This window comes from Planktothrix tepida PCC 9214 (genome assembly GCF_900009145.1).
Lineage (GTDB): Bacteria > Cyanobacteriota > Cyanobacteriia > Cyanobacteriales > Microcoleaceae > Planktothrix > Planktothrix tepida.
In genome coordinates, this window is the sequence record NZ_LN889782.1 from 1,179,577 (window position 1) to 1,204,682 (window position 25,106).

Genomic DNA, 25,106 nt, shown 5'->3' on the forward strand with positions numbered 1-25,106 from the left:
CCTTCAGCAATTGATTATATCCTGAAATGCCTGATCTGTTAATTTATTCCCGATTCCATGCTATACCAAAAACAAACGATCGCCTTTTTGAATAAAAGCGATCGCTATTTTGATTAGATTAAAATGCAAATGTTATTTAAACATTCCTGAAACCGAAGCCACTTCGGGTTTAGCAATGCGAGGAGCTAAGAATCCTTTGGCATATAAATCAGGATTTGCTTTTGCCACTTGAATATAAGAATCCCGTACCTGACTATTGAGGGCAACGGTTTTGACATCATAAACCTTCGTGACCAGTTTAGGATATAACCCAATTCCCACAATCAGTACCAGGAAACTAGCAGCAATAAAGACCTCACGGGGTCTTGCATCACTAAAGGTGGCTTCCGTTGGTAACACACAACTGGTTCCAAAACAAACCGCTTCTTCCTCACCCGAATTTTGTAAACCGGTATCACCCAGCATACAAACAGGCGCTTCACCCGTTGCATAGAACAGTTGACGCAGCATTGACAATAAATAAATCGGGGTGAGAATTAATCCCACACCAGCCAAAGCCACAATCACAACCCGGAAGGTCGAGCTATAGATATCGCTAGTTGTGATACCGATAAACACTAAGACTTCACTCGCAAAGCCACTCATACCGGGTAATGCCAGAGATGCCATTGCTCCGGCTGTAAACAGAGCAAACACTTTCGGCATCGCTTTACCGATATAGCCCATTTCATCCAAAGCCAAGGTATGAGTCCGGTCGTAGGTAACACCCGCTAGGAAGAACAGCACAGCCGAGATTAAACCGTGAGAGATCATTTGTAATAATGCTCCACTCACGCCAATATCGGTAAAGGAAGCAATTCCTAACAGCACAAATCCCATGTGAGACACCGAGGAGTAGGCGAGGCGACGCTTCATATTGGATTGGCCAAAGGAGTTTAAGCCACCATACACAATATTGACAACGCCTAAAATCGCTAGAACGGGTGCAAAGTAGATATGGGCATCGGGTAGCATTTCCATGTTGACCCGAATCAAACCATATCCGCCCATTTTTAACAGCACTCCAGCCAGAATCATTGAAACCGGAGCAGAAGCTTCCCCGTGAGCATCCGGGAGCCAAGTGTGCAGGGGGAAAACAGCCAGTTTTAAGCCAAAGGCAATTAATAACCCGGCATACATCAACAGTTCTAGGGTGAGGGGATAATCCTTCAGACCCAGTTCCACCATATCGAAGGTTAAGGGGCCACCGCCATAGAACGCCATTGCTAAGGCAGCTACTAAGATAAATAAGGAAGCAGCGGCCGTATACAATAAAAATTTAGTAGCGGCGTAGCGACGTTTTGGCCCGCCCCAGATAGAAACCAACAAATACACCGGAATTAATTCCAGTTCCCAGACAATAAATAGGAGTAGTAAGTCTTGGGCAACGAATACCCCAATTTGGGCCGAATACAGCACCAACATCAGGAAGTAGAACAGACGCGGTTTTTGATCAACCTGCCATGCTGCAAAAATAGATAGAGTTGTAACTAATCCTGCTAGAAGTACGAGGGGAAGGGAAAGACCGTCTACTGAAACGGCCCAGTTCAAACCCAATTGAGGCGCCCAGGCAAATTTTTCCACGAGTTGGAAATTTGCACTGCTCGCATCGTAATACTTCCAGAAGACATAGCACATTAATAATAAGTCCGCGATGCCTACACCGAGGGCATACCAGCGCAACTGTTTACCGTTTTGATCAGGCAAGACAGGAATGAGCAGGGAAGCTACGAGTGGGAGCAGGACAATCGTGGTAAGCCAGGGAAATTGATCCGCCATCATGACAGTAAGAACAAATACTTATCTGTGAATGATTTCATTGTACTAAACTTTGTAACGATTTGTATATAAATTTTTACCGGAGATAACAATTGATTAAAGTCTATTAATCCTGGCTTTGCATAGATTTTAATCAATCGCTAAGATAAAATCCGATTCCATTTGATGATTTCCCTATTCAAAGGCGAAAAATTCTCAAATAGAATCGGATTGATTCGAGGTTAAGGTTGAATTAAGCTTTTCCCAAAACTCTGATTATTCGCCAAAATGCTCCCGCAATTTTTCTTCTTGTTCTGAGGATAAATTAGATTGAATCAATTCACCTTTATCCATATCTTTGAAGGCATCTTCTACTTTGTCTATCGTGACTTTACCCGTGAGTAAAAACAAAGCAGAGGTTCCTTCGGTTACTTGTTCACGTACACTTTTAATAAAGTCGTCATTAATGCCATAATCGCTAAATTGACCGGAAAGTGCTCCGACTAAGGTTCCAATGGCGACTCCAATAACAGGCATAAAAAATATTAAGCCAAATAACATTCCCCAAAATGCACCGCCTAACATTCCGGCTCCCACTAAATCAAAGGCTTGAATAGTTTTAGGTTTTTTTCGACCTGTTGGCCAAGTAACAACAGCAGCATCTTGAATTTCAACTAAATACTCTTTTTGAAGTTGAACTAACTTGGCGAGTGCAGCTTCAGCACCTTCGGCGGTATGAAATTTCCAAACAGTTAGTGTGGCCATAATTTTAAATTCCTATCTTGATGTTCAAGAATAATTCGCTAATTTGTCATGATATAATAATACCTGAATTTGCGTCGATCTATTCAACAATTACCGAGCGTATGTTAAATATTCTTAACAAATTGAGCGCTGTAGCGATAGGAACAGTATTTCTATTTCCTAGCATTGCAGTCCAAATCGCCTCAGCTTCTCCTAATTTGGGTGATGGCATTATCTGTGTTGCCAAAGGAATGACGAATCAAGGTCATAAAATATACTTTTATACCTCTGTCATTGATGACAATACAATATAGTGGTCAAACATTTACTGGAGTTTGTCACTAGAATTTAGGTTGACTGCGGATTGGTATTAACTTGGAAATGATAATTATCCTTTTGAGCTTAATCATGAGGATAATTATCAAATATTGACCGTTAGTTTATGATGCTTGAAGTTACAAAAACCATAAAAGAGGAACTAAAATAGCCGTTAAAATTGCTGCAAAAATTAGGGCATATTCTACTTTTTTACTAATAAGTTTTATAACTAAAATTAGGGAAATTGCCAATAAAACAGCCCCAATCTCTACTAAATCTTGACCTTTTTTATCAATCAACATGGCATTCGGTGGAACTGTTGGAGAAGCAGAGGGAACTTGAATAAAGCAGTGATAAGAAATAGAATTAGAAAAATAAGGATAAGTTTTAATTAACATAGATAGATAGCTCCAAAATTTAGTAAAAATCAATTCGATCAAAACTGATTCTGCTCAATTAATGACCTCGGTAAAGATAGGGATTAGTCTAAACGATCTTGAACAAAAACTTCAATGATTAAGATTTGTGTCCGAAAATCGGCTAGAGCTTGTTGTAGGGGAAGTCTAAGTTACAACTCCACACCCCTTTCATCCCTACCCCTATGACAAAAGACCTTGCCATTCAAACTCGTGGACTGACCAAACGATTTGAACGCCACTTTGCGGTTAATGATTTAGATTTACAAATCGCAATGGGTGAAGTCTACGGACTCATTGGGCCTAATGGAGCCGGAAAAACAACTTTATTGCGGATGTTAGCCACCGTCGAAGAACCCACAATGGGGGAAATTTATATTAACGGAGAGGCGTTATCACGGGATCATACTAACCCCAAAATTAAACAACGTTTGGGTTATTTACCCGATGATTTTCCTCTGTATGATGATCTCACCGTTTGGGATTATTTGGATTATTTTGCTCGGTTGTATTATTTACGAGAACCTCGACGGACTCAACGATTATATGAAGTTCTGGAAATTGTGCAGTTAACCCATAAACGCAATAGTTTAATTTCCACCTTGTCACGGGGAATGAAACAACGTTTGAGCTTAGGTCGCACGATTATTCATGAACCTTTATTACTTTTTCTGGATGAACCCGTATCGGGTTTAGATCCCATTGCTCGAATGCAGTTTCGGGAGATTATTAAAGCTTTACATGAAGCCGGAATGACCATTGTGATTTCCTCCCATGTTTTAAGCGATTTAGAGGATTTTTGTACCTGTATTGGGATTATGGAATTGGGGTATTTAGTCGAAAGTGCATCCATTGGAGAGTTATATAAACGGTTAAGTATCCCGTATATTTTTATATCCACATTGGGTAAACTGGATACACTCATCGTTGAACTGAAAAATCATCCTGCGGTTCAAAGTTGGGAAATTTTACCAGGGAATCTACAAGTTAAAGTTCACTTTTCGGGAACAGAAAAAGACGCTGCTATTTTATTGCGATCGCTAATTAAAGCCCAAATTCCCTTAAGCGAATTTCATCGAGTTCAAGAAAATTTAGAATCGATTTTCTTAAAACTCGGACATAAACAAGCGTCTTAGAATAACTCCCTCCGTTCAACTTTATTCAGGAATAACGATCATGAACCTTCCCGTTTTCAATCAATTGAGAGAGTGGAACCCCCAACTGGTTCGAGAATTAAAAGGTCGGTTTCGACTTCGCAATATTCTGATGGTCATCGGAATTTCTATCCTCAGTCAAGTGATTCTATTTTTTTCCACCTTCGATAATTTTCCAGGACTCAAGAAAATCCCAATTTCTAGCCCCTACTGTCCCTCTCAAAACCAAGCGTTTCAAGCCTATGAGAAACAATATTGGCAAATACAAGATAAACTGGTTAACATAACCGATGCTACAAAACGTTCAGTTTTAGAACAACAACTGAAAACCCTTGAAAAACTCAAAAATTCTGATTGTCCTCATAATTTAATTGATTTTAATCGTTGGTTTACGGACTACTGGACAAATATTTTTATTTGGATCAGTGTGTTAGCAGTTTTTAGCTTAATTGTTCTGGGAACCTATATGCTGATTAATGATTTAGCCACCGAAGAACGGCGAGGAACCCTGAATTTTATTCGATTAAGTCCCCAATCTGCCCAAACTATTTTAATTGGCAAATTATTAGGTGTACCGAGTTTAGTTTATCTCGGAATTTTGCTAACGATTCCCTATCAATTATGGGCTGGAATTTCGGCTAATATCTCACCCTTAGAAACCTTAAGTTTTTATGGTTTGACGGTAGCCAGTTGTGCATTTTTATATAGTCTTGCATTGTTAGTGGGTGTTACCACCAGTTCTTGGTTACATGGATTACAATCTTGGGTCGGGAGTAGCTTCATTTTCATGTTTGTATTGACTGCGAATAATAAAGCTATCACCCATGATGGTTGGGATTGGCTAAATCTATTTTCTCCGACCTGTTTGCTTCGCTATTTAATTAATCGCACAGGAGAAAGTTACTTAAATTATCCCTTCTCTCACGCCAAGATCCAGCAATTAGAATGGTTTGGATTACGGATAGGAGAAAATGGTGTTTCTCTATGGGGATTAGCGTTACTCAATTATGCGGTTTTGACCTATTGGATTTGGCAAGCGTTAAAACGGAACTACAATCATCCCAATCTTCCGGCTTTAAGTAAGAAACAAAGTTATTTATTAACGATTAGTTTCACCTTATTAGCTTTAGGGTTTACAACTGCTAATTTTGAATCGGTTTATAATGATTCTTCTGCAATTTTTATCGCTAATATTTTTCTAATTGTAGGTTTGATTTTTGCTCTTTCACCTCAACGACAAACGCTACAAGATTGGGTTCGATATCGTCGAGAACGGAAACAGGATTGGTGGATAGACCTGGGAAAGGATTTAGTTTGGGGCGAGAAAAGTCCGGCAATTGTTGCCATTTTGATTAATCTTTTAATTGTTTCTACCCTTTGGATTGTAACGATTTCCCTCATCGTTAAACCCTCTCAAAAAATCGAAATTTTGTTAGCAGTTGGTTTACATTTGAGTTTTATGCTGCTCTGTGCCAGTATTGCTCAATTAATGCTGATGATGAAAACACCAAAACGAACCCTATGGTCAGCCGGAATTGTATCAGCACTTCTGATTATTCCTCCATTTATTACTGCTCTGTTGTTTAATTCTAAACCCGCTAGTGAAGCTGCCTATGTGTGGTCTGTCTTGTCCTTTGTCTCAGTTTCTTTTGCTACCACATCCTCAATTGCCATGAGTTTTGTAGGTCAAGGATTAATGATTATTCTGTGTAATGTACAACTCACACGATTGTTAAAAAAAGCAGGGGAATCTGAATTAAAAGCCTTAGCGTCTGGAATAAAAGCACCCTGAACAATAAAAACCTGATCAAAAAATAAGGATTAAGGTTCTGTTCCCAGATTGGAGATAACAGTCTGGGATTCTACTTTTTCTAAATTGGGTAAGGTCATCGCTTGAAGTTGATCTGCATAAAGTTGAGGTGAGTTTTGAACCTCCCAAACTTTCAGCAGAATCAAATATTCATAAAACGCTTGCAAAACACACCAAGTAAATCCTGAACGACCATCTAAAATTCCCCCTAAAATCAAGTACATATACAGAAACCGAATTAGGGGTCTAAAAGGTAAACGTAAGGATAAATCTTTTAACGCACGTCGCCGTTCAACTTCCGATGAACCTAAGAATAAATCCTTCCAATTTACCGTTCCCTCCTGTAACTGGCGCAGTGTTTCTACGGCTTCATCCGTTGAATAACGATTGTGTTTTTCAATCCAACGGGATAACCCTTTACTACAGGTATAATGGGGATAGGTTTCTTGAATAAATCCCGTAGGGCCGTTACAAACTTCTCGTTCGGTGTGACCATAATCGGTAAACCAAACTTTATCCTTACGAAAAAGACGCATTTGATACCGAGGATATTGGGTACTGCGTCGAATCCAACTCCCTAAAAAGATCACCCGTTCCGCGACATAATACCCAATAAAATCATCGCTTTGGATGGCTTGTAAACATTCTTGAAACAACTCAGTCGTCATCCGTTCATCGGCTTCTAAAATGTAAACCCACTCATGTTTAGTGGGAATTTCTTGTAACATCCAAGTCCGTTGTTTTCCGTGACTTTCAAAGCGATGTTGCACCACGCGAACGGGATACTGTTGAGCGATTTCAACGGTACGATCTTGACTGAAAGAATCGACCACAATAATGTCATCCGATAAGGATGCCGATTCAATACAATCCGCGATATCAATTTCTTCGTTGGCAGTGAGAATATAAATAGAAAACATGAAAGATCAGTTATCAGTTATCAGTTGTCTGTTATCAGTTATCAGTTATCAGTTATCAGTTAGGATTGAGTTGATTGTTGGTTTGAATCAATAAAATCAAGATTTTTTTTCACTGATAACTGATTACTGTTGACTGATAACTGTTAAGCTGCTGGCGTTTTACGACGATTTCCACCCCGGAGAATACCCAGACCTTTTAATCCTGTCCAGCCAATTGTAATATAGCCAATGGCTAATAATAAGCTACTAATTCCGGTTCGTAAACTTGATTTTAACGATTGGGTTTTGGCTTGTTGTTCAAGTTCTTGTTTGCGATCGCGAATTTGAGTTAACAACTGTGTCGGTAAATTATCTGCTTGTTGATTGAGGAACTCTTCAATAGCTTTCGGATTCGATTTAGACTGTTCTAAAATGTCTTTAACTGGCTTCGGTAGATTGGGATTAGAAAGCGCTTGATTGAGAGCATCAGGATTTTGTGTCAAGCCAGAAAATTGATCTTTAAGCTGAGTTTTTCGCTGTTGAATTTGTTGTTGAAATTGCTCGCTACTAATTTGTTGTTCCAGTTGAGTTTGAGCTTGAGTAGCTTGTTGATTAATTTGTGTAAGAGCTTCGGCTCTAGCCAAACGAGTATTATTGAGATGCAACGGAAACAGTAACAGATACAACAATCCCAATAAACTTGCTAGTAATGCCACCCAAAATCTTAAACTGGTAAAAGGTTTACTGGGTTTGACAGTTCCTTCTATTGCACTATCTATCCAAAAGGCAACAAAGATCAAGGCTATTCCCACCATAGGCACAATACCTCGATCTACTAAGTCGCTGGTGACATTAATTTGCCACCCTCGATTGAGAAAATTCGGCGGAATCAAAAGTACCAGATAATCCACAAGGGAAGAGAGAAGTAAAATTACCCCAACCAGTTTTAGGATTACAGAGGTTGTAGAGGAAAATTGACGGCTAGAAGTGGCTTTCATTGGATTATGCGTAAGCTAAGTAATGGTTGACCCAGATCGAGATCTGAGTTTCCTGATGTCTCGCCTAACCCAAACTTTTGAGAGTTAGTTAGGAGATGTTCAGGCAGGAGAGTTCCTATCTTTCTCTATCAAACTTATGGGTCGGTTGCAACAGGTTTCAAAAATTAAGGGTTTGGCTTTATCTGTCCTTACCCATTCAGTATTTCATTTTCTAATTCCTTTGCAAGGTTAAGATCAACAAACGTTACAATCTTAATCGGTTCGGAGCAATAACAGCGAACTGAGATTCAGTAATTTGTTGGATAGAGGGGATTGGGACAGCTAAAAACCTCTTGACAAAACAAAAAAAACGTGAATGATATTCCTCTGGTGAACTGATTTCAATAAATTCTCATCCTCCTTACTTAGACTTGAATGACTCCTTATCTCTACACCTTAACCCAATTACAACAAGACATCACCCTTCATCCTGATCAGTGGCGTCCGCTTGTTTTTACGAATGGCTGTTTTGATTTAATTCATGCAGGTCATGTTCGCTATTTACAAGCCGCTAAAGCTTTAGGGCGATCGCTCGTTGTCGGATTAAATAGCGATTTGTCCGTTCAAAGGATTAAACCCCAAAAACCCGGACAGCCTCCCCGTCCGATTGTCCCTGAAGCACAACGGGCGGAAGTGCTTGCTAGTTTGAAACCTGTTGATGGTGTGGTGATTTTTTCCCAAACCACAGCCGATGATTTAATCGCGACCCTGAAACCCGATATTTACGTTAAAGGAGGAGACTACACCTTAGAAACCCTGCCGGAAGCCCCTATTGTAGAATGCTATGGCGGTGAAGTGGCTTTCATTAATATTGAAGTTCCCTCGTCCACCACTGCCCTGATTCAACGAATTCTCAACGGTTATAGCGCTACGCGCTAGGGAACAGGGAACAGGGAACAGGGAACAGGGAACAGGGAACAGGGAACAGGGAACAGTAAGCAGTGAATAAGTTTGCTGGATTGAGTAGAGACACGCCATGCTACCTTCCTCTACATAGCGCGTCTGTCCAACTGTAATGCGTATTGCTATAACTATTCCCGGCTCCTTGTACAATAATTGAAGTTGAGAATTTTGTACTCAATCAAAACCTGAAACGCCACGCCCCTTATGACTGACTTGACCACTTCCCCACAACTTGACCTCATGAGTGCGGATGAATTACGCTCTCAGCTTTTTGCAGGGTCGGAAAAAGCCCAATTCCAACTACTACAAACATTAACCCAAGGTGGGGAGACGGTTTGGGATGTTTTAATGGAATTTTTATTAAAACAGCAGTCTCATCCCCCTAGTGTAGTTGAGGGTAAAGTTTATCAAATTTTATATACGGCTCATCCCAATTCAGAAAAAGTCAGTACCTTTTTGCAAACCCATTTTCCTACGGGAATTGTCCCGTTAAAATCCGAAGCCGGAATAGATTATATTCCCTTGCAAAAATTACTCGCCGAACAAAATTTTTTAGAGGCTGATAAATTAAGTTTACAAAACCTTTGTGAATTAGCTGGTGCTTCTGCCTTACAAAGAAAATGGCTTTATTTTTCTGAGATTGAACGCTTTCCAACAACGGATTTACACACCCTTGATGCTCTTTGGCGGATTCATTCTGAAGGCAAATTTGGCTATTCTATCCAAAGAGAACTTTGGCTTGGTGTTAATAAAAATTGGGATAAACTCTGGCCGAAAATTGGGTGGCGCACGGGTCGAAATTGGACGCGCTACCCCCAAGGATTTACTTGGGATTTAACAGCACCAAAAGGTCATCTTCCTCTATCTAATCAATTGCGAGGAGTGCGAGTCATTGAAGCGTTACTCTCTCACCCAGCTTGGTTAAAGTCTTAAGGCCTGTTGCATTCAGAATATAACGAATCCCGACCCGCAAATGTGACAATTCTTAACACCATTTATCATCAAATCAGTTTAATCTTAAAAATTAGGCGGTTTTTTCACGGTGCTGTCATTAGCAAGACCCCTACTGTTGAATTTAGCTTTGGGATTAAATTTTTTAGTATGAGCGTTAACTTAGCAACCCAACTGCGAGAAGGCACGAAAAAGTCTCACACAATGGCGGAAAACGTCGGTTTTATCAAGTGCTTTTTAAAGGGTACGGTAGAAAAGACGTCTTACCGGAAATTAGCGGGAAATCTCTATTTCGTCTACTCTGCAATGGAAGAGGAGATGGAACGCCACCGCAACCATCCTGTTTTGTCCAAATTGTATTTTCCTGAACTCAACCGCAAACAAAGTTTAGAGCAGGATTTATACTTTTATTATGGAGAAAATTGGAAGGAAGAAGTACAACCTTCCGAAGCAGCACAAGCCTATGTTGCTCGAATTCGGGAAGTATCTAACTCTCAACCCGAATTGTTAATTGCTCATCTCTATACTCGCTATTTGGGTGACTTGTCAGGGGGGCAAATTCTCAAAGGAATTGCTCAAAATGCCATGAACCTCCCAGAGGGGAAAGGAACCCAATTTTACGAGTTCAACGATATTCCTGATGAAAAAGCTTTTAAAGTGAATTATCGTCAACAAATGGATAGCGTTGATATTGACCAAGACATGGCAACTCGCATTGTTGATGAAGCCAATGATGCCTTCGGAATGAACATGAAAATGTTCAATGAATTAGAAGGTAATTTAATTAAAGCAATTGGTCAAATGTTATTTAATACGTTAACTCGCCGTCGTACCCAAGGGTCAACGGAAGAGTTAGCAACCGCCGCCGAATAATCAGTTAAAACACGGAAGATTCAACTTAATCCTGAACGTAAGATGGCTGTAAAGCAGTCACCTTGGGTTCAGGATTTTGCAGTGATTTTAATTTAATTACAAAAGAACATACTAGAATCAAAACCATATCAACCGCAGGTTACAGACCTATTCGTATTATGTTTTATTACCCCAATAGACAACAGGCTATAAGAGTTCAGCAAACTTTAGAAACCCTTTATAAGGGAATTGGCGGTGAATATCACTATGGAGAGAGTGCCTGGAATTATGTTAATGAAAGAACGGGTATAGATTTAAGGGCTATTTTCTAAAGATAGATTGAAAACCCCGATTAAGTCTGGGTCTTTGTTACTGAAAAAAGGTCGAAACGCTTACCTGAATCTTGATGAAGAAGTATTAAATATTATTTCAAGTTTAGATATTATTCCTGTCCAAAGAAATCAAGGAATAGATGCTATTTTAAAACAGAATTATCGAGGTAAACCTGTCCCAATTCGGGTACAGCGTCAGGGAGAAAGCTTACACAAAGCACTGAATTTATTGCATAAAGCATCTCAAGCTAAAGGAGCTTTGAAATCGATTTTAGTTAAAACCTCTGATGATCTTTTTGAGCTTGAAGTAACAGATATTCCCAATCATGTCATGATTAGAGAAGCTCCTGCTTATACGGTTCACAAGGTACTATCTTAGATGAATTAAATTAATTCTTGGGTTTAAAACTCAACTTTATCATAAATATCAGCTATAACTATTTCAAACGGAATCGAGTTAAGCACTAGGTTTTCATTGCTATTATTATACTCCACAAATATCCAGTGTTTATGATCGGTTTTATAATAATGTTCAATATGAATTGTATATTGATCTATGAGGAGATATTCTTGAAAAGTAGGAAGAGTACGATAGGCTGCAAATTTTTCGTCTTTGTCGTAGTTTCGGGTTGATGCTGATAATACTTCTGCAATGATTAACGGATTTGTAATCGTGTCTTTTCTGCCTTCTTGGAGTTGAATTTCACCCTGAATAACCATAATATCAGGATAGGTATAGAGGGGTTTTTCGGGAATCCAAAGCCGTTGATCGGTAACAAATACGCGATAGGGTTGACGCTTGAGGGAAAAATTTAGTGTTCCACTCAAATTAAGAGCAATTTGATTATGATTGGGAGTTCCACCGGTCATGGGTCTAATTTCACCGTTAATATATTCATGGCGTTCTGAGGAATTCACCTCAAAATCGAGATAGTCTTCAAGGGTATAGATTTGTTTGACTTCAACTTGTAAGATCATGATCCTTTCCTTACCCTAAAATAGAATTTTAACCTATTCATAGATTAGCAAAAATTTATCACTTATGTTTCAAGCAACCCGGCGACGGTTAGCAATTTGGTATACCGCAGTTACCGCTATTTTATTATTATTATTTGCGAGTGGGTTTTATTTCTATGTGCGAAATACCTTAATTGAACGCATTGATGATACTTTAAATCACGTTGTAGAAGTGGTTGAACGTTCCCTTGTTATTGAACCCGTTTCTACCCCTCCAGCAATGTCTCCTGCGGTTTTAGCAGGTCAATTTCAAGTTAATGTTGAAGCGAGTTTTAGAAATAATTCTAATACCGTTGAAGATGATCATATTGATCTTGAGTGGTTTAGTCCAACGGGGGAATTATTATGGTCTACCTTTTCTCAAGCTTTAGATATTCCCTTGCATCCTAATCGAAGTGGGGAAACCGTTCATATTTCAGAACAATTGAACCCTTCAGAAATGATTTTAAGACAAGTCACAGACCGGGTAGAAATTGGACGGCAAGTATTAGGCTATTTACGAGTTAGTCATCCTTGGTTTGAAGTTACAAAACCCATTCGTCAGTTAATATTGGATTTAACAATCGGAACAATTTCAATGGTGATTGGTGTGGCTGCAATTGGCTGGTTTTTATCCGGTTTAGCAATAGAACCTGTACGAGATTCTTATCAACGATTAAAACAATTTACCGCCGATGCGTCCCACGAATTAAGAAATCCAATTGCGATGATTCAAACCAATGTGCAGGCTGCTTTAGCCGAACCCAATTTATCCAGTTCTGAACAACAACAATTGCAAGTTATTGAACGAATTACTCGCCGTTTAGGTCGGTTAGTAGATGATTTATTATTTTTAGCTAGACAGGATAGCGGTATTGTTAAACCCCAATTTGTTTCCCTTCCTTTGGATGGGCTATTAATGGAGGTTATAGAGGAACAAAAAGTGATCGTAACACAACAAAAAATCCATCTTTCCTTAAATTTTATTGAAGATTCTGAGGATATTATTGCCAATTCCAATAGTCATCCTATCACCGAAACTGAACCCTTTACTTTACAAGGAGATTGGGATCAATTGGTGCGATTATTTACGAATTTAGTCAGTAATGCTGTCCAGTATACTCCGGCTGGTGGTGAAATTAAAATAGAATTAAAACAGATTCCTAAAATTAAACGACAACCTACATTAGGAAAAGTAACAGAATCTTGGGAAAAAAATCATTCTCTCTTGAAATTTGAAGCCTTACAAGTTATAATTAAAGATACAGGAATTGGAATTCCTCCTGAAGCCTTACCCCATCTTTTTGATCGGTTTTATCGCGTTGATCCCTCTCGGACTCATCGTAATAGTGGAGGGTCGGGTTTAGGTTTAGCGATCGCCCAAGCAATAGTAGAAAATCATCACGGTCAAATTTCTTTAGAAAGCCAAATTAATCAAGGAACAACCGTTACAGTTACTTTACCTCTACATCCAAGTGGGTTATAAGCGATTACAAATTTAATTTTCTATCCCCCCTTGACACTCCAGTAAAGAGGAGACTTTAGAATAACATCAACAACAGTGTAGGGTGTGTCAGCAAAGTCAACACACTCCCTGAACTCATAATGGAGTTTAAATCATGAAAACAAGCTATTTCCAATTAAAGGGAATGGGATGCGCCGCCTGCGCCAATACCATAGAAACCGCCATTCAAAATGTGGATGGGGTTGCTGTTTGTCACGTTAATTTTGGTGCTGAACAAGCAACCGTTGAATTTGATCCCAAACAAACTAATATTGAGCAAATTCAACAGGCGGTTATCGATGCGGGATATAGTGCCAAACCGATAGAAGATACAACCTCCCATCTCCAAGATCGTGAAAAAGAAAACCGAGAAATTGAACAAAAATTAACCCGAAAAGTCGCAATTAGTGCCATTATCAGTGTGTTTTTAGTTATCGGAGGATTACCGATGATGACGGGTTTAAATTTACCTTGGATTCCCACCTGGATGCACAATCCTGGGTTACAATTAATCCTGACAACACCGATTTTATTTTGGTCAGGTCAAGCCTTTTTCTTAGGAGCTTGGAAAGGCTTAAAACGTCATCAAGCTGATATGAATACTTTAATAGCAGTGGGAACAGGGGCTGCTTATTTGTATTCTATTTTTGTCACTTTCTTCCCGCAATTATTTTTAAATCAAGGCTTATCGGCAGATGTTTATTATGAATCGGCTGCTGTGATTATTACCTTAATTTTACTCGGTCAATTACTTGAACATCGCGCCAGAGGAAAAACATCCGATGCAATTAAAAAATTAATGGGATTACAAGCAAAAACTGCTCGTGTGATTCGGTCTGGAGAAGAAATTGATATTCCCATTGAAGCGGTGAATGTTGGTGATATTATTCGAGTCCGTCCCGGTGAAAAAATTCCCGTTGATGGTGAATTAATTGAAGGGAATTCTACGGTTGATGAATCGATGGTAACGGGAGAAAGTATTCCCGTTGAAAAACATCCAGAGGATGAAGTGATTGGGGCTACGATTAATAAAACCGGAAGCTTTAAATTTCGAGCTTCACGGGTGGGAAAAGATACCGTATTAGCCCAAATTGTGCAGTTAGTTCAACAAGCGCAAGGGTCAAAAGCACCGATTCAAAAATTAGCAGATCAAGTAACGAGTTGGTTTGTTCCAGTTGTAATTGCCATTGCGATCGCTACTTTTATTCTCTGGTTTAATTTGACTGGAAATCTGACTCTCGCCATTACAACAACCGTCGGCGTTTTAATTATTGCTTGTCCCTGTGCATTGGGATTAGCAACACCCACTTCTGTAATGGTAGGAACTGGTTTAGGGGCTGAACATGGTATTTTAATTAAAGGTGCTAATAGTTTAGAATTAGCCCATAAAATCCAAACCATTGTATTAGATAAAACCGGAACCATTACCGCCGGAAAACCCACTGTTACCCAGTATGTAACCGTAGGTGGAATCAACAATGATCATGAATTAAAATTATTACGATTAGTCGCAGCGATTGAACAACAATCTGAACATCCGTTAGCAGAGGCGATTGTTCAATATGCTAAAACACAAGGGGTGACTTTTCCCTTACCTGAAATTCGCAATTTCCAAGCTTTAGCAGGAATGGGAGTCCAAGGGTATATTTCAGATCGATTTGTACAAATTGGAACGTCTCGCTGGATGGAAGAATTAGAAATTGAAACTGAACCTTTACAACAGTATCAAACAAGTTGGGAGTCTCAAGGAAAAACCACCGCTTGGATAGCCATTGATGGAGAAATAGAAGGATTAGTTGCGATTTCCGATGCGGTGAAACTAACCTCAAAAACGGCTATTCAAGCCTTACAAAAAATGGGTTTAGAGGTGGTGATGTTAACCGGAGATAATCAAAAAACCGCCGAAGTGATCGCTGCTGAAGTGGGAATTCAACGGGTGTTTGCAGAAGTTCGTCCTGACCAAAAAGCGAATATGATTAAATCCCTGCAAACTGAACGCAAAGGACGGAAAAAACAGCCTTCAATTGTAGCCATGGTGGGGGATGGAATTAATGATGCTCCGGCTTTAGCTCAAGCGGATGTAGGAATTGCCATTGGGACAGGAACAGATGTGGCGATCGCAGCTAGTGATATTACCTTAATTTCAGGGGATTTAATGGGTTTAGTCACCGCCATTAAATTAAGTAAAGCTACCTTGAATAATATTCGCCAAAACCTGTTTTTTGCCTTTATTTATAACTCTGCCGGAATTCCAATTGCAGCCGGAATTCTTTATCCCTTAACAGGTTGGTTATTAAATCCCATTATTGCAGGAGGAGCGATGGCAATGAGTTCAATTTCTGTTGTTACCAATGCTTTACGTTTACGTCAGTTTAAACTGAATTAAACTCGGTAACAATATGATTTTAATCATAAATAATTATGAATAAAAAACACAAAACAAGATTACAATTTAGCGGGATTTTGCTATCAATTTTAATAGCTAATTCTGCTCCCCTTCGAGCAATGGAATCCCATTCCGAACCCTCTAACAATCAATTTCGGACAATTGAACAGTCCTTATCAACAAAAATGGTAGTTACTGCGGGGGGGTTAGCCTTAATTGGGTTAGAATTGTGGTGGTTTTTATTGAGTAAACCCAAAGCCAAAAAAGCAACAATCAATCAGAATATTCAAGAATTAGAGATTAAGGAGAAATCTTGAAACCCGTTAAAACGTTAGAATTCCTGATCTGGCTAGTCTAAATGATTTGTGATTAAAACCTGTAGGGGTTGGGAGACCCAACCCAGACACCAAGAGGGTTGGGTCTCCTAACCCCTACGATAAAATATGATTTCAGCCGATGATTTTTCTGAGTCTTGCAAATGCCGCCTAGACATCCGATGCTGTATGGGTTTAAAATGGGAGGCTTCCCTACTCGCTAGGGGAATTATTGGAAACAGCCAACACAACTTAGTTTAAGTCTTCTATTAATGCAGTAATTGAAGGGAAACAATCAATAACTGTTGACAAAAAACTAGATTTATGATAATATAAACTGGGGGGATGCCTCTACCGCATAGAAATAACGTCCCTAGCTTGACGCTCTAGTAGTGAAAGCACCTTAACCCGTAGCCGAAAGGTTACAAAATTGTGTAACGTAGCTACCTAGAAATAAGTAGCCAACACAAATTAGTCGAAGTCTTCTATTAATGCGGAATCGAAGGAGGCTTCGACTCCACCTCCCGCCGCAAACAGAAATTAAAAAATCAGAGCCTTCTGTAGTTGCTAAAAGCTCTAACTCTTTAACCTCTGGAAAACTCCAAAGAAAAACTTTTAAAACTTAAATTTCTGCAACAAAATCTAGTTACAAAAAGTTGCGATTAAAAAGCAAAAAAAAGCCCCATCGTTGGAGCTAAATATGAGGGTTTTTATCCCCTGCAAAAACTTTGACTCTGAAAAATTTTATTAGAATAAATTAGAATAAAAAAATACCCCTGCCATCTTCCACGAATTGCAGGGGTAAAAACGTTACTTATTTTTTGTGATTTGAGAGTAAATTTTTAGAGAATTAATTGCCTAAATTATTGCTGGCGTAAGCATCTAAACTATAGGCAGGAATGCGGACGCTGTAGTCGGTTTCTTGACCTGTAACGGACTGAGCGATTTGCTCAAAGGAGTTGGAATTCCAGTTCCGTTCGTGAATGGGTTTGGTTTGTTCACCCCGGAAGTAAGCTTGAGTCCCAATTACAACAGCCGCAACCCAACCCACAATGAATAAAGAAATTAAAACGGTAAACATAACTTTTCTCCTAACCTGCTTTAGCTTGCTTTCTATGTAAACGATTGTAACAGACAGTTAAAAAATATTGCAATAACTTGACAGATTTTTTTTGGTGTGTTTACCGTACCTGGTTAGGGGGGTGGGGAGGAGAAGGGGAGAAGGGGAGAAGGGGAGAAGGGGAGAAGGGGAGAAGGGGAGAAGGGGAGAAGGGGAGAAGGGGGAGTATCCTGGCTTCCTAGCAACAAACTGTCAACCATCAACCGCCAACTAAAACCAGAAATTAAGGAAGAATTAAGAAAATAGTGATAAGCATTTCTGCTAGATTTGATATACACCAGTGATGTCTTGTACAGGCAGAGTTGATTAGAAATTTCTAAGCCTGATCGAATAAAGGATATTTTTTGACAAGTTCCCTTTAGAATAATAAATAGGTAATTATGCAGAGATTGGAAGCTAATATGACGCAAAGCGATTCTCGCACTCCTGTTTCACTCTCAGAACGAGAACTGCAAGTTGTGGAGTTAGTTGCGAGTGGATTAACAAATCAAGAAATTGCGGAGAAACTAGAAATTAGTAAACGTACAGTTGATAATCATATCAGTAACATTCTCACAAAAACTGCAACGGATAACCGAGTGGCTTTAGTCCGTTGGGCGTTGCAATGGGGAAAGGTTTGTCTGGATCATATTAACTGCTGTCCTCTACCGCTAATTCCCACTGACGATGAAACGGAAGCTATCATTTCTTCTTCAGTAGAATAGCGAAACAATAGGTTAATGTTGAATGCAAACAGTTAAACAGAAACAACGGCTTCGCTATCAAGTTCGCTGTCGGACACTTCCTTTAACGGTGTATCGAGAAGTGGCTGCACATTTGCGTCAGGTCGAAGGAGTGAACACGGGGTTAATTCCGACAAGCATTAGTCCTGATGAAATACTGCCAGAATTTGATTACACTCAAAGTCAGGTTGGCAGTTTATGGATCGAATATGATGACACTCATGATTCGGCAACTCGTCAACAGATTGATCAAATTTTGGCGTATTATAACGATCGTTATGGAACCTGGGAGATAATCGATCCGCCACAGGAGTAACGATTAATTAAGAAACTAATGGAACTGATTAAAGCATTACGAGGAACACGAGATATCCTGCCTGATGAAATTGGATACTGGCAATGGCTGGAGTCTGTTGCCAGAGATATTTTATTGAAGGCAAATTATCAAGAAATTCGCACCCCAATTTTTGAACAAACGGCTTTATTTGAACGGGGTATTGGGGAAGCGACGGATGTGGTCGGCAAAGAAATGTATACGTTTGTTGACCGGGGTGAACGTTCAATTACTTTGCGTCCAGAGGGAACGGCGGGCGTGGTTCGCAGCTTTATTGAAAACAAACTCCACGCGACCGGAGGAGTGCAACGGTTATGGTATACCGGGCCGATGTTTCGCTATGAACGACCCCAAGCCGGACGTCAACGACAGTTTCATCAAATTGGGGTTGAAGTGTTAGGAAGTCGGGATGCGAGGGCTGATGTTGAAGTGATTGCGATCGCGACTAATATATTACAAAAGTTAGGATTAAAAAATTTAAACCTCAACTTAAATTCTGTCGGAAATTCAACGGATCGTCAAGTTTATCGTCAAGCTTTAGTGGATTATTTAACTCAATATAAAGATGAATTAGATCCAGATTCTCAAGATCGTTTATCTCGAAATCCCTTAAGAATTTTAGATAGTAAAGATCAACGGACGCAGGAAATTGTTCAAGATGCTCCGAGTATTTTAGAGTATTTAGGAGACGATTCTCGCGCTCATTTTGAACGGGTGCAACAGTTATTAACGGCGTTAGAAATTCCTTACAGTTTGAACCCTCGATTAGTGCGCGGTTTAGATTATTATACCCATACGGCGTTTGAGATTATTTCCGATGATTTAGGTGCTCAAGCAACGGTTTGTGGCGGCGGTCGTTATGATGGTTTAGTGCAAGAATTAGGGGGGCCAGAAACTCCGGCGGTGGGTTGGGCAATTGGGTTAGAACGGTTAGTCATTCTGTTACAACAGTTGAATTCTCTTTCGAGTTCTAGCTTAGATTTTTATATGGTTTCTAGGGGAACTTTAGCTGAATCTCAAGCGTTAATTTTAACTCAAAAATTACGTCAAAATGGCTTTAGTGTGGAGTTAGATTTAAGTGGAAGTGCCTTTGGTAAACAATTTAAACGGGCAGATCGCAGTGGTGCTGTGGCTTGTTTAGTATTAGGAGATGCAGAAGCAGAACAGCAAACAATTAAGTTAAAATGGTTAAAAACAGGGGAAGAAATCACAATTAATCAATCAGATTTATTCGATAAAATTGACCAATTTCGGGAACACATTAAAACCCTAAAAACCCCTTAATCTCTCGTTCCAATGCTCTGCATTGGAATGCTATCAAGAGGCTCTGCCTCATTAATTCTAATAATTAGAAGTGATAGTGTGTGTTTAAGAGGTGTTTAACAGGCAAGATGCCTGTTCCACTTCCACTTCCACTTCTAGCAGGATTTTAACCTCCCGCGGCAAAGGTTGCCATAATAATAATTGATAACGCTAAACCGGGGAACAACAGAATCAATAACATAAAAAGATCGTGAGTATTCATAGTAATAAAGGGTCTAAATTAACTTGCCGATAGCATAACATAAATTTCCTAAAAAGTGGCTCGAATTTAAAAAATATTTTAAAATGATAGAGTTTAAAGCATTTATCCTCATCATTCTTACCATGACAATTGCTGTTGACCAAATTTTCAATGTTGCGAACCTGTTTGTGCTTCCCTTTTGGGCGTTAATGATTATTTTACCGAACTGGGGAGTGACCCGAAAAGTCATGGAGTCCTATCTTCCCTTTGTGTTGTTAGCGGGAGTTTATTTATATCTGTTTATTAGCAGTATTAACCCTGAGAATGCAGCAGCATTATCCAATCCAAAATTATCAGATATTGCCCATTTCTTCGCTGATGAAAATGCCGCAGCAACGGGATGGATTCACTTTTTAGTGATGGATTTATTTGTCGGACGTTGGATTTATTGGGATGGACAAAAAACGGGAATTTGGACAAGTCATTCCTTAGCGTTTTGTTTATTTGCGGGGCCGCTTGGATTATTATCTCATATTCTAACTCGTTGGATGAGTAAGTTGTTTTTTTCTCAACCCCAGTCTGATATTAATCCAGTATCAAATTCTTAGATACCGAGAAACCGGGTTTCTGTAATACTTTTCTGTATAACAGAAATCTTGTTAAAGAAACCCGGTTTCTGAGTTCCTAATAAATACATAGCAGATACCCAAGAACTAAGTACAAGAATAATAGTAGATAATCAAGTTAAAATGGAGGAAAAACGACAACAAATTAAGTTAGCAGAGCTAAAATTACAATATATTCAAAATCAAGAAAATCGAGACTTTCAAGCCCAACAAGCGGAACTGAATCATCAACGACAAAAGGAACTCCAAGAATATATCCAAAGTGTTAACTTAGCCATTCACAAAAGCAATATTGAGTTTCAACGCTGGCGTTTTGAACAGGAAAAAAGCCTGGAAACTGAATTAGCTCAATATAACCGAGAAACTCAATTAGCCATCGCTGAATATCAACGGGAAACAGCGATAAAAGTTGCCCATAACCAAGCAGAAGTTCAGAAAATTTTTGCGAATTGGCCCTTAACTTTACCTCCTGCACAAATTTTAGAATCCTACAGTCATAATAGTTTAATTCCTTTGCGAGTTTTTATCGCGCCACCTAAAGTTAAATTTGAACGGTTTGTCGAAAAACCTCAAAATTTCCCCGATATTGAATTAACCTTAAATCAACAATTGCGTGATTTTTTTGACTACTATTCTCAACAGGGAAGACCGATAGAATTTTTAGCAGGAGCTTGGGAAAGTAAACGCTTTCATAGTGAAGCGAGTATTAAAGCTTTATTTGGGATGTTAAAATCAGAACCGACCTTAATATTAGAGTCGGAATTTGATGGAGGTTATCTCAATTTTAGAATCGCCTATTGGACAATAGGACAACCTAAATATTCCTATCAAACCATTATTGCTCGTTTATCCTATCGGGAGATTTTGTATAATTCTGCTAAAACTCGCGCCTTGACTTGGAAGAATACAAAAGATAAACTGATTGCATTAGGAAAAACCCAAGCTGAGATTGAAAAACGGGGCGGGGATAATGAAATTAATCTCAAGATTTGGGAAGAAGAACAAAGTTTGCGAGAAGCGGGAATTGAGGATAATGAGTTAGAAATTCACTATAAAATTAATCGCAAACATTTTGAAGATTTGTATCAGTTTTTAATTACTTGTCATTGTTTAGTTGCAGGTTGGATAGCTGATACCCATCATCTATTTTTACATGATTTAACACCCTTATTGCCACAACTCCTCCCAGATTTAACTCAAAATATTCCTGAAGGAGAGGTTACAGATGAAGTGGTGGGGGTTGTGATTTCCGGTTATGAACAAATTTATCAAGCCTTAGCCGTTGAACGTTCCCACTGGGTTCCTGAATTAATATTAAAATTAGCCCAAGGTTTAGTCAATTTTCCGAATCAATCTTGGGCGAAAACACAATTGTTGAATTCTGTTGAATATTGGTTGAAGTTAAGAAACTCGGTTTCTCAAAGAAACCGGGTTTCTGAAGAATCTGAGTTATGGGATGCTGTTAATTCTGTTGTAACCGCTCAGGATTTAGATTATATTGAAAATGTGAATAACTTGTTAGCAATATTGGGAGAAACCCACCGGGTTAATATTGTTCAAACCTGTTATAAACGGGGACAAAACCATTGTCAAAAGGGAGAATATTCTACCGCAATTGATGATTTTACCCAAGTGTTGTTACTAGAAACTAATTCCCCCGATGCCAATTATAATCGCGGATTAGCGTATAGTAAATTAGGGCAATATCAATCGGCGATAGAAGATTATAACCAAAGCTTGCAATTGAATCCGAATTATGCTGAAGCTTACAATAATCGCGGTAATGCTTATTATAAATTAGGAGAATATGAAAAAGCGATCACAGATTATAATTCCTGTCTCGCCCTCAATCCTAATTTACCCGGAGTTGCCCATAATCGAGATGTTGTTCAAGGGGTTTGGGATGAAAAATGCCGTCAGGAACAGATGGAAACGGAAATAAAACGTCAGGAAGAAGAAGAAAAACACCTTCAAGAAAGAGAATTTAAATTTGATGTGATTACGGTTAACGTACTAGGAAAGGAAACCAAACTAGAACACTGTCGGGCTGAATTTTTCAAAGAAGATTTAGGCAATAATATCAGCTTAGAAATGGTATCCATTCCTGGGGGAACTTTTATGATGGGTTCACCAGAAGATGACACTGAAAAACCCATACATCCCGTTAATATTGCTGCCTTTTCTATGGCAAAATATCCCATTACTCAAGCTCAATGGCAAGCCATTATGGGGAATAATCCTTCTAGTTTTAAAGGCGCAAATCGACCTGTTGAATGTGTAACCTGGTACCAAGCGCAAGAATTTTGTCAGCGACTTTCCCAAAAAACAGGCAAAACCTATCGTTTACCGTCTGAGGCAGAATGGGAATATGCTTGTCGGGCGGGAACAACAACACCTTTCCATTTTGGCGAAACAATTACAGTCGATTTAGCCAATTACGACGCAAATGACAGTTATGCTTCCGCCCCCACAGGAACCTATCGTCAACAAACCACCGATGTTGGTAGTTTTCCCCCGAATGCCTTTGGATTGTACGATATGCACGGTAATGTTTGGGAATGGTGCGCTGACCCTTGGCGTAGTAATTATAACGGTGCGCCGAGGGATGGCAGTGTTTGGCAGTTGTGTGGAAATACTCAAAACCGGGTGTTACGCGGAGGTTCATGGTACACCCATCCCAGGGAGTGTCGCAGTGCCAATCGCTGCGGGATCAAGTCAAATGCTGGGCTCAGTAACTTCGGGTTTCGCGTTGTTTCCCTTCCTCCTGCGTGGATTCTGTAACCCTTTGACCGAGAAACCGGGTTTCTGCCGTTTTACTGCATAACAGAAAGATAGCTGAAGAAACCTGGTTTCTGAGCCGCCATAGTTGTATCGAGAAACCGGGTTTCTGCCTTAATCTTTCCTGCATAATAGAAAGATAGCTGAAAAAATCCGGTTTCTGAATCTACAATTTTAAGGTCAAAATATGGCAGTTGAATATGATTTAGTAGTGATTGGTGGGGGTTCTGGGGGTTTAGTTGTTGCCAGTGCAGCAGCACAATTGAAAGCCAAAGTTGCCTTAGTCGAACGCGATCGCTTAGGGGGGGATTGTTTATGGTTTGGCTGTGTTCCCAGTAAGTCTTTAATTCACGCTTCCCGGGTTGCTTATGAAGTTAAAAATGCAGCTAAATTTGGCATTTATACCGACAATTATAACATTAATTTTGCTCAAGCTGCAAGTCATGTTCAACAGGTTATTTCTACCATACAACCCCATGATTCTCCAGAACGATTTGAATCTTTAGGGGTTGAAGTCATTTTTGGAGGAGGTCAATTTTTAGACAAAAAAACCTTTAGTATTAATGGACGAAAACTAACCGCTAGAGCTTTTGTCATTGCAACGGGTTCGCGTCCAGCTATTCCTAATATTCCAGGGTTAACTGAAGCTGGTTTTCTGACGAATGAACAGGTATTTTCTGTGCAAAATTGTCCTGAATCTTTAGCCGTTATGGGAGGAGGGCCTATTGGTTGTGAACTCGGACAAGCTTTTTCTCGGTTAGGGTCAAAGGTGACAATTTTATCGAGTCGGAATCAAATTTTACCGAAAGAAGATCCTGAAGCAGCACAGGTGGTTCAAGAGCAATTGTTATCCGAAGATATTGTGATTTTAAATCATACCAAAGCAGAACGAGTTGAAATTGAAAATGGCAAAAAGAAAATTATTGCTGGAAACCATAACATTTTAGCTGATGAAATTTTAGTTTCGGTGGGGCGAGTTCCCAATATTGAATCCTTGAATTTAGAAGCAGCAGGTGTTACAATTAGTCAATCAGGAATTAAAGTTAATCATAAACTGCAAACAACCAATCCGTGTATTTACGCTTGCGGAGATGTGATTGGTGGGTATCAATTTACTCATGTTGCGAGTTATGAAGCAGTTGTGGTGTTAACAAATACCCTATTTTTTCCCATTAGTAAAGTAAACTATCGAGTTATACCTTGGGCTACTTTTACTGATCCTGAATTAGCAAGAGTGGGGTTAACAGAACAGCAAGCAAAAGAAGAATATGGAGAGAATGTTTATGTTTTAAAACAACCCTTTGTAAGTGTTGATCGCGCCCTAGCCGAAGCAAAACCCCAGGGATTTGCTAAAATTATTACTAAAGGCAATGGAGAAATTTTGGGTGCTCATCTCGTGGGTTCATCGGCTGGAGAGTTAATTCATGAAATTGTTTTAGCGATGTCCCATCGACTTAAGGTTTCTGCCTTGACAGGAATTCATATTTATCCTACCTTATCAGAAGTTAATAGTAAGGCTGCCTTATTATTGAAAAAACAACAATATGCGAATAATTCTTGGCAACAAACCTTTTTAGAGCGGTTTTTTAATTGGAGGCGATCGCTGTAA

At 39.3% G+C, this 25,106-nt stretch carries 24 protein-coding genes; 17 read left to right on the plus strand and 7 right to left on the minus strand.

Annotation, left to right across the window (positions count from 1 at the left end; genetic code table 11):
- Positions 1–132: 132 nt before the first annotated feature.
- The gene (locus PL9214_RS08155) at positions 133–1,821 is read right to left on the minus strand and encodes an NAD(P)H-quinone oxidoreductase subunit 4 (RefSeq protein ID WP_072718271.1); all 1,689 of its coding nucleotides are present in this window, start codon (positions 1,819–1,821) and stop codon (positions 133–135) included.
- 252 nt (positions 1,822–2,073) lie between these two features.
- Positions 2,074–2,562: a DUF1269 domain-containing protein gene (locus PL9214_RS08160; protein ID WP_072718272.1), complete on the minus strand. Its 489-nt coding sequence runs from the start codon at positions 2,560–2,562 to the stop codon at positions 2,074–2,076.
- 122 nt (positions 2,563–2,684) lie between these two features.
- On the opposite strand from PL9214_RS08160, the gene PL9214_RS31145 reads away from it, so the two are divergent.
- On the plus strand, positions 2,685–2,855 hold the full coding sequence (locus PL9214_RS31145; protein WP_186440309.1) for a hypothetical protein: 171 nt from the start codon (positions 2,685–2,687) through the stop codon (positions 2,853–2,855).
- Positions 2,856–2,996: 141 nt separating this feature from the next.
- Here the strand turns inward: PL9214_RS31145 and PL9214_RS08170 are convergent, their stop codons facing one another.
- A complete protein-coding gene (locus PL9214_RS08170; protein WP_072718274.1) occupies positions 2,997–3,257 on the minus strand; it encodes a hypothetical protein in 261 nt (86 codons plus the stop codon).
- A 203-nt stretch (positions 3,258–3,460) separates the two neighbouring features.
- Between PL9214_RS08170 and PL9214_RS08175 the strand changes: the two genes are divergently transcribed.
- Positions 3,461–4,411 carry an ABC transporter ATP-binding protein gene (locus tag PL9214_RS08175; RefSeq protein WP_072718275.1) on the plus strand — a complete coding sequence of 317 codons (951 nt, stop codon included), beginning with the start codon at positions 3,461–3,463 and terminating at the stop codon, positions 4,409–4,411.
- Between the two features lie 40 nt (positions 4,412–4,451).
- Positions 4,452–6,221: a hypothetical protein gene (locus tag PL9214_RS08180; protein WP_072718276.1), complete on the plus strand. Its 1,770-nt coding sequence runs from the start codon at positions 4,452–4,454 to the stop codon at positions 6,219–6,221.
- Between the two features lie 29 nt (positions 6,222–6,250).
- Here the strand turns inward: PL9214_RS08180 and PL9214_RS08185 are convergent, their stop codons facing one another.
- Both PL9214_RS08185 and hpsJ-B read right to left on the minus strand, forming a co-directional pair.
- The gene (locus PL9214_RS08185; protein WP_072718277.1) at positions 6,251–7,159 is read right to left on the minus strand and encodes a glycosyltransferase family 2 protein; all 909 of its coding nucleotides are present in this window, start codon (positions 7,157–7,159) and stop codon (positions 6,251–6,253) included.
- Positions 7,160–7,302: 143 nt separating this feature from the next.
- Positions 7,303–8,136 (minus strand): hormogonium polysaccharide biosynthesis protein HpsJ, encoded by an 834-nt coding sequence (hpsJ-B, locus tag PL9214_RS08190; protein WP_072718278.1) that lies wholly within the window; start codon positions 8,134–8,136, stop codon positions 7,303–7,305.
- Positions 8,137–8,550: 414 nt separating this feature from the next.
- On the opposite strand from hpsJ-B, the gene rfaE2 reads away from it, so the two are divergent.
- The 5 genes from rfaE2 to PL9214_RS08215 all read left to right on the plus strand — a co-directional run bounded on the left by rfaE2 (position 8,551) and on the right by PL9214_RS08215 (position 11,592).
- Positions 8,551–9,054, plus strand: a complete 504-nt coding sequence (gene rfaE2 / locus PL9214_RS08195; RefSeq protein ID WP_072718279.1) for a D-glycero-beta-D-manno-heptose 1-phosphate adenylyltransferase — start codon at positions 8,551–8,553, stop codon at positions 9,052–9,054.
- Between the two features lie 228 nt (positions 9,055–9,282).
- The gene (locus PL9214_RS08200; RefSeq protein WP_072718280.1) at positions 9,283–10,011 is read left to right on the plus strand and encodes a GUN4 domain-containing protein; all 729 of its coding nucleotides are present in this window, start codon (positions 9,283–9,285) and stop codon (positions 10,009–10,011) included.
- Between the two features lie 168 nt (positions 10,012–10,179).
- Positions 10,180–10,902 (plus strand): biliverdin-producing heme oxygenase, encoded by a 723-nt coding sequence (locus PL9214_RS08205; protein ID WP_072718715.1) that lies wholly within the window; start codon positions 10,180–10,182, stop codon positions 10,900–10,902.
- Positions 10,903–10,964: 62 nt separating this feature from the next.
- The gene (locus PL9214_RS08210) at positions 10,965–11,213 is read left to right on the plus strand and encodes an ApaLI family restriction endonuclease (RefSeq protein WP_083579916.1); all 249 of its coding nucleotides are present in this window, start codon (positions 10,965–10,967) and stop codon (positions 11,211–11,213) included.
- Positions 11,214–11,220: 7 nt separating this feature from the next.
- A complete protein-coding gene (locus tag PL9214_RS08215; protein WP_072718281.1) occupies positions 11,221–11,592 on the plus strand; it encodes a hypothetical protein in 372 nt (123 codons plus the stop codon).
- Positions 11,593–11,615: 23 nt separating this feature from the next.
- Here the strand turns inward: PL9214_RS08215 and PL9214_RS08220 are convergent, their stop codons facing one another.
- A complete protein-coding gene (locus PL9214_RS08220; RefSeq protein ID WP_072718282.1) occupies positions 11,616–12,191 on the minus strand; it encodes a Uma2 family endonuclease in 576 nt (191 codons plus the stop codon).
- Between the two features lie 64 nt (positions 12,192–12,255).
- On the opposite strand from PL9214_RS08220, the gene PL9214_RS08225 reads away from it, so the two are divergent.
- From PL9214_RS08225 to PL9214_RS31150, 3 genes are all read left to right on the plus strand, one after another.
- The gene (locus PL9214_RS08225) at positions 12,256–13,695 is read left to right on the plus strand and encodes a sensor histidine kinase (RefSeq protein ID WP_072718283.1); all 1,440 of its coding nucleotides are present in this window, start codon (positions 12,256–12,258) and stop codon (positions 13,693–13,695) included.
- A 133-nt stretch (positions 13,696–13,828) separates the two neighbouring features.
- Positions 13,829–16,099 (plus strand): heavy metal translocating P-type ATPase, encoded by a 2,271-nt coding sequence (locus PL9214_RS08230; protein ID WP_072718284.1) that lies wholly within the window; start codon positions 13,829–13,831, stop codon positions 16,097–16,099.
- A gap of 35 nt (positions 16,100–16,134) precedes the next feature.
- Complete coding sequence (locus tag PL9214_RS31150) at positions 16,135–16,416, plus strand: hypothetical protein (protein WP_072718285.1); 282 nt, start codon at positions 16,135–16,137, stop codon at positions 16,414–16,416.
- Between the two features lie 847 nt (positions 16,417–17,263).
- Here PL9214_RS31150 and PL9214_RS08240 read toward each other — a convergent pair.
- Positions 17,264–17,494, minus strand: coding sequence for a photosystem II protein, Psb35-related (locus PL9214_RS08240; protein ID WP_072718286.1), 231 nt, complete (start codon positions 17,492–17,494; stop codon positions 17,264–17,266).
- Positions 17,495–17,934: 440 nt separating this feature from the next.
- Here PL9214_RS08240 and pedR point away from each other — a divergent pair, with 440 nt between their 5' ends.
- The 6 genes from pedR (at position 17,935) to PL9214_RS08270 (ending at position 25,106) form a co-directional block, all read left to right on the plus strand.
- Positions 17,935–18,237, plus strand: a complete 303-nt coding sequence (pedR, locus tag PL9214_RS08245) for a photosynthetic electron transport-dependent transcriptional regulator PedR (RefSeq protein ID WP_072718287.1) — start codon at positions 17,935–17,937, stop codon at positions 18,235–18,237.
- 22 nt (positions 18,238–18,259) lie between these two features.
- Entirely contained in the window at positions 18,260–18,571 is a 312-nt protein-coding gene (locus tag PL9214_RS08250; protein ID WP_072718288.1) for a hypothetical protein, read from the plus strand.
- A gap of 18 nt (positions 18,572–18,589) precedes the next feature.
- Positions 18,590–19,873, plus strand: coding sequence for a histidine--tRNA ligase (gene hisS, locus PL9214_RS08255; RefSeq protein ID WP_072718289.1), 1,284 nt, complete (start codon positions 18,590–18,592; stop codon positions 19,871–19,873).
- A gap of 363 nt (positions 19,874–20,236) precedes the next feature.
- Complete coding sequence (locus PL9214_RS08260) at positions 20,237–20,701, plus strand: ABA4-like family protein (RefSeq protein WP_072718290.1); 465 nt, start codon at positions 20,237–20,239, stop codon at positions 20,699–20,701.
- A gap of 141 nt (positions 20,702–20,842) precedes the next feature.
- Entirely contained in the window at positions 20,843–23,500 is a 2,658-nt protein-coding gene (locus PL9214_RS33035) for an SUMF1/EgtB/PvdO family nonheme iron enzyme (RefSeq protein WP_072718291.1), read from the plus strand.
- Between the two features lie 184 nt (positions 23,501–23,684).
- On the plus strand, positions 23,685–25,106 hold the full coding sequence (locus tag PL9214_RS08270) for a dihydrolipoyl dehydrogenase family protein (RefSeq protein ID WP_072718292.1): 1,422 nt from the start codon (positions 23,685–23,687) through the stop codon (positions 25,104–25,106).

What these genes read in the sequence shown, in the direction of transcription:
- PL9214_RS08170 (WP_072718274.1), bottom strand. Translation starts at nt 3,257, where the DNA reads ATGTTAATTAAAACTTATCCTTATTTTTCTAATTCTATTTCTTATCAC.
- PL9214_RS08180 (WP_072718276.1), top strand. Translation starts at nt 4,452, where the DNA reads ATGAACCTTCCCGTTTTCAATCAATTGAGAGAGTGGAACCCCCAACTG.
- PL9214_RS33035 (WP_072718291.1), top strand. Translation starts at nt 20,843, where the DNA reads ATGGAGGAAAAACGACAACAAATTAAGTTAGCAGAGCTAAAATTACAA.
- PL9214_RS08225 (WP_072718283.1), top strand. Translation starts at nt 12,256, where the DNA reads ATGTTTCAAGCAACCCGGCGACGGTTAGCAATTTGGTATACCGCAGTT.
- PL9214_RS08200 (WP_072718280.1), top strand. Translation starts at nt 9,283, where the DNA reads ATGACTGACTTGACCACTTCCCCACAACTTGACCTCATGAGTGCGGAT.
- PL9214_RS08175 (WP_072718275.1), top strand. Translation starts at nt 3,461, where the DNA reads ATGACAAAAGACCTTGCCATTCAAACTCGTGGACTGACCAAACGATTT.
- PL9214_RS08260 (WP_072718290.1), top strand. Translation starts at nt 20,237, where the DNA reads ATGACAATTGCTGTTGACCAAATTTTCAATGTTGCGAACCTGTTTGTG.
- PL9214_RS31150 (WP_072718285.1), top strand. Translation starts at nt 16,135, where the DNA reads ATGAATAAAAAACACAAAACAAGATTACAATTTAGCGGGATTTTGCTA.
- PL9214_RS08250 (WP_072718288.1), top strand. Translation starts at nt 18,260, where the DNA reads ATGCAAACAGTTAAACAGAAACAACGGCTTCGCTATCAAGTTCGCTGT.
- PL9214_RS08230 (WP_072718284.1), top strand. Translation starts at nt 13,829, where the DNA reads ATGAAAACAAGCTATTTCCAATTAAAGGGAATGGGATGCGCCGCCTGC.
- rfaE2 (WP_072718279.1), top strand. Translation starts at nt 8,551, where the DNA reads ATGACTCCTTATCTCTACACCTTAACCCAATTACAACAAGACATCACC.
- hpsJ-B (WP_072718278.1), bottom strand. Translation starts at nt 8,136, where the DNA reads ATGAAAGCCACTTCTAGCCGTCAATTTTCCTCTACAACCTCTGTAATC.
- PL9214_RS08185 (WP_072718277.1), bottom strand. Translation starts at nt 7,159, where the DNA reads ATGTTTTCTATTTATATTCTCACTGCCAACGAAGAAATTGATATCGCG.
- PL9214_RS08205 (WP_072718715.1), top strand. Translation starts at nt 10,180, where the DNA reads ATGAGCGTTAACTTAGCAACCCAACTGCGAGAAGGCACGAAAAAGTCT.
- PL9214_RS08240 (WP_072718286.1), bottom strand. Translation starts at nt 17,494, where the DNA reads ATGTTTACCGTTTTAATTTCTTTATTCATTGTGGGTTGGGTTGCGGCT.
- PL9214_RS08220 (WP_072718282.1), bottom strand. Translation starts at nt 12,191, where the DNA reads ATGATCTTACAAGTTGAAGTCAAACAAATCTATACCCTTGAAGACTAT.
- PL9214_RS08270 (WP_072718292.1), top strand. Translation starts at nt 23,685, where the DNA reads ATGGCAGTTGAATATGATTTAGTAGTGATTGGTGGGGGTTCTGGGGGT.
- PL9214_RS08160 (WP_072718272.1), bottom strand. Translation starts at nt 2,562, where the DNA reads ATGGCCACACTAACTGTTTGGAAATTTCATACCGCCGAAGGTGCTGAA.
- pedR (WP_072718287.1), top strand. Translation starts at nt 17,935, where the DNA reads ATGACGCAAAGCGATTCTCGCACTCCTGTTTCACTCTCAGAACGAGAA.
- hisS (WP_072718289.1), top strand. Translation starts at nt 18,590, where the DNA reads ATGGAACTGATTAAAGCATTACGAGGAACACGAGATATCCTGCCTGAT.
- PL9214_RS08155 (WP_072718271.1), bottom strand. Translation starts at nt 1,821, where the DNA reads ATGATGGCGGATCAATTTCCCTGGCTTACCACGATTGTCCTGCTCCCA.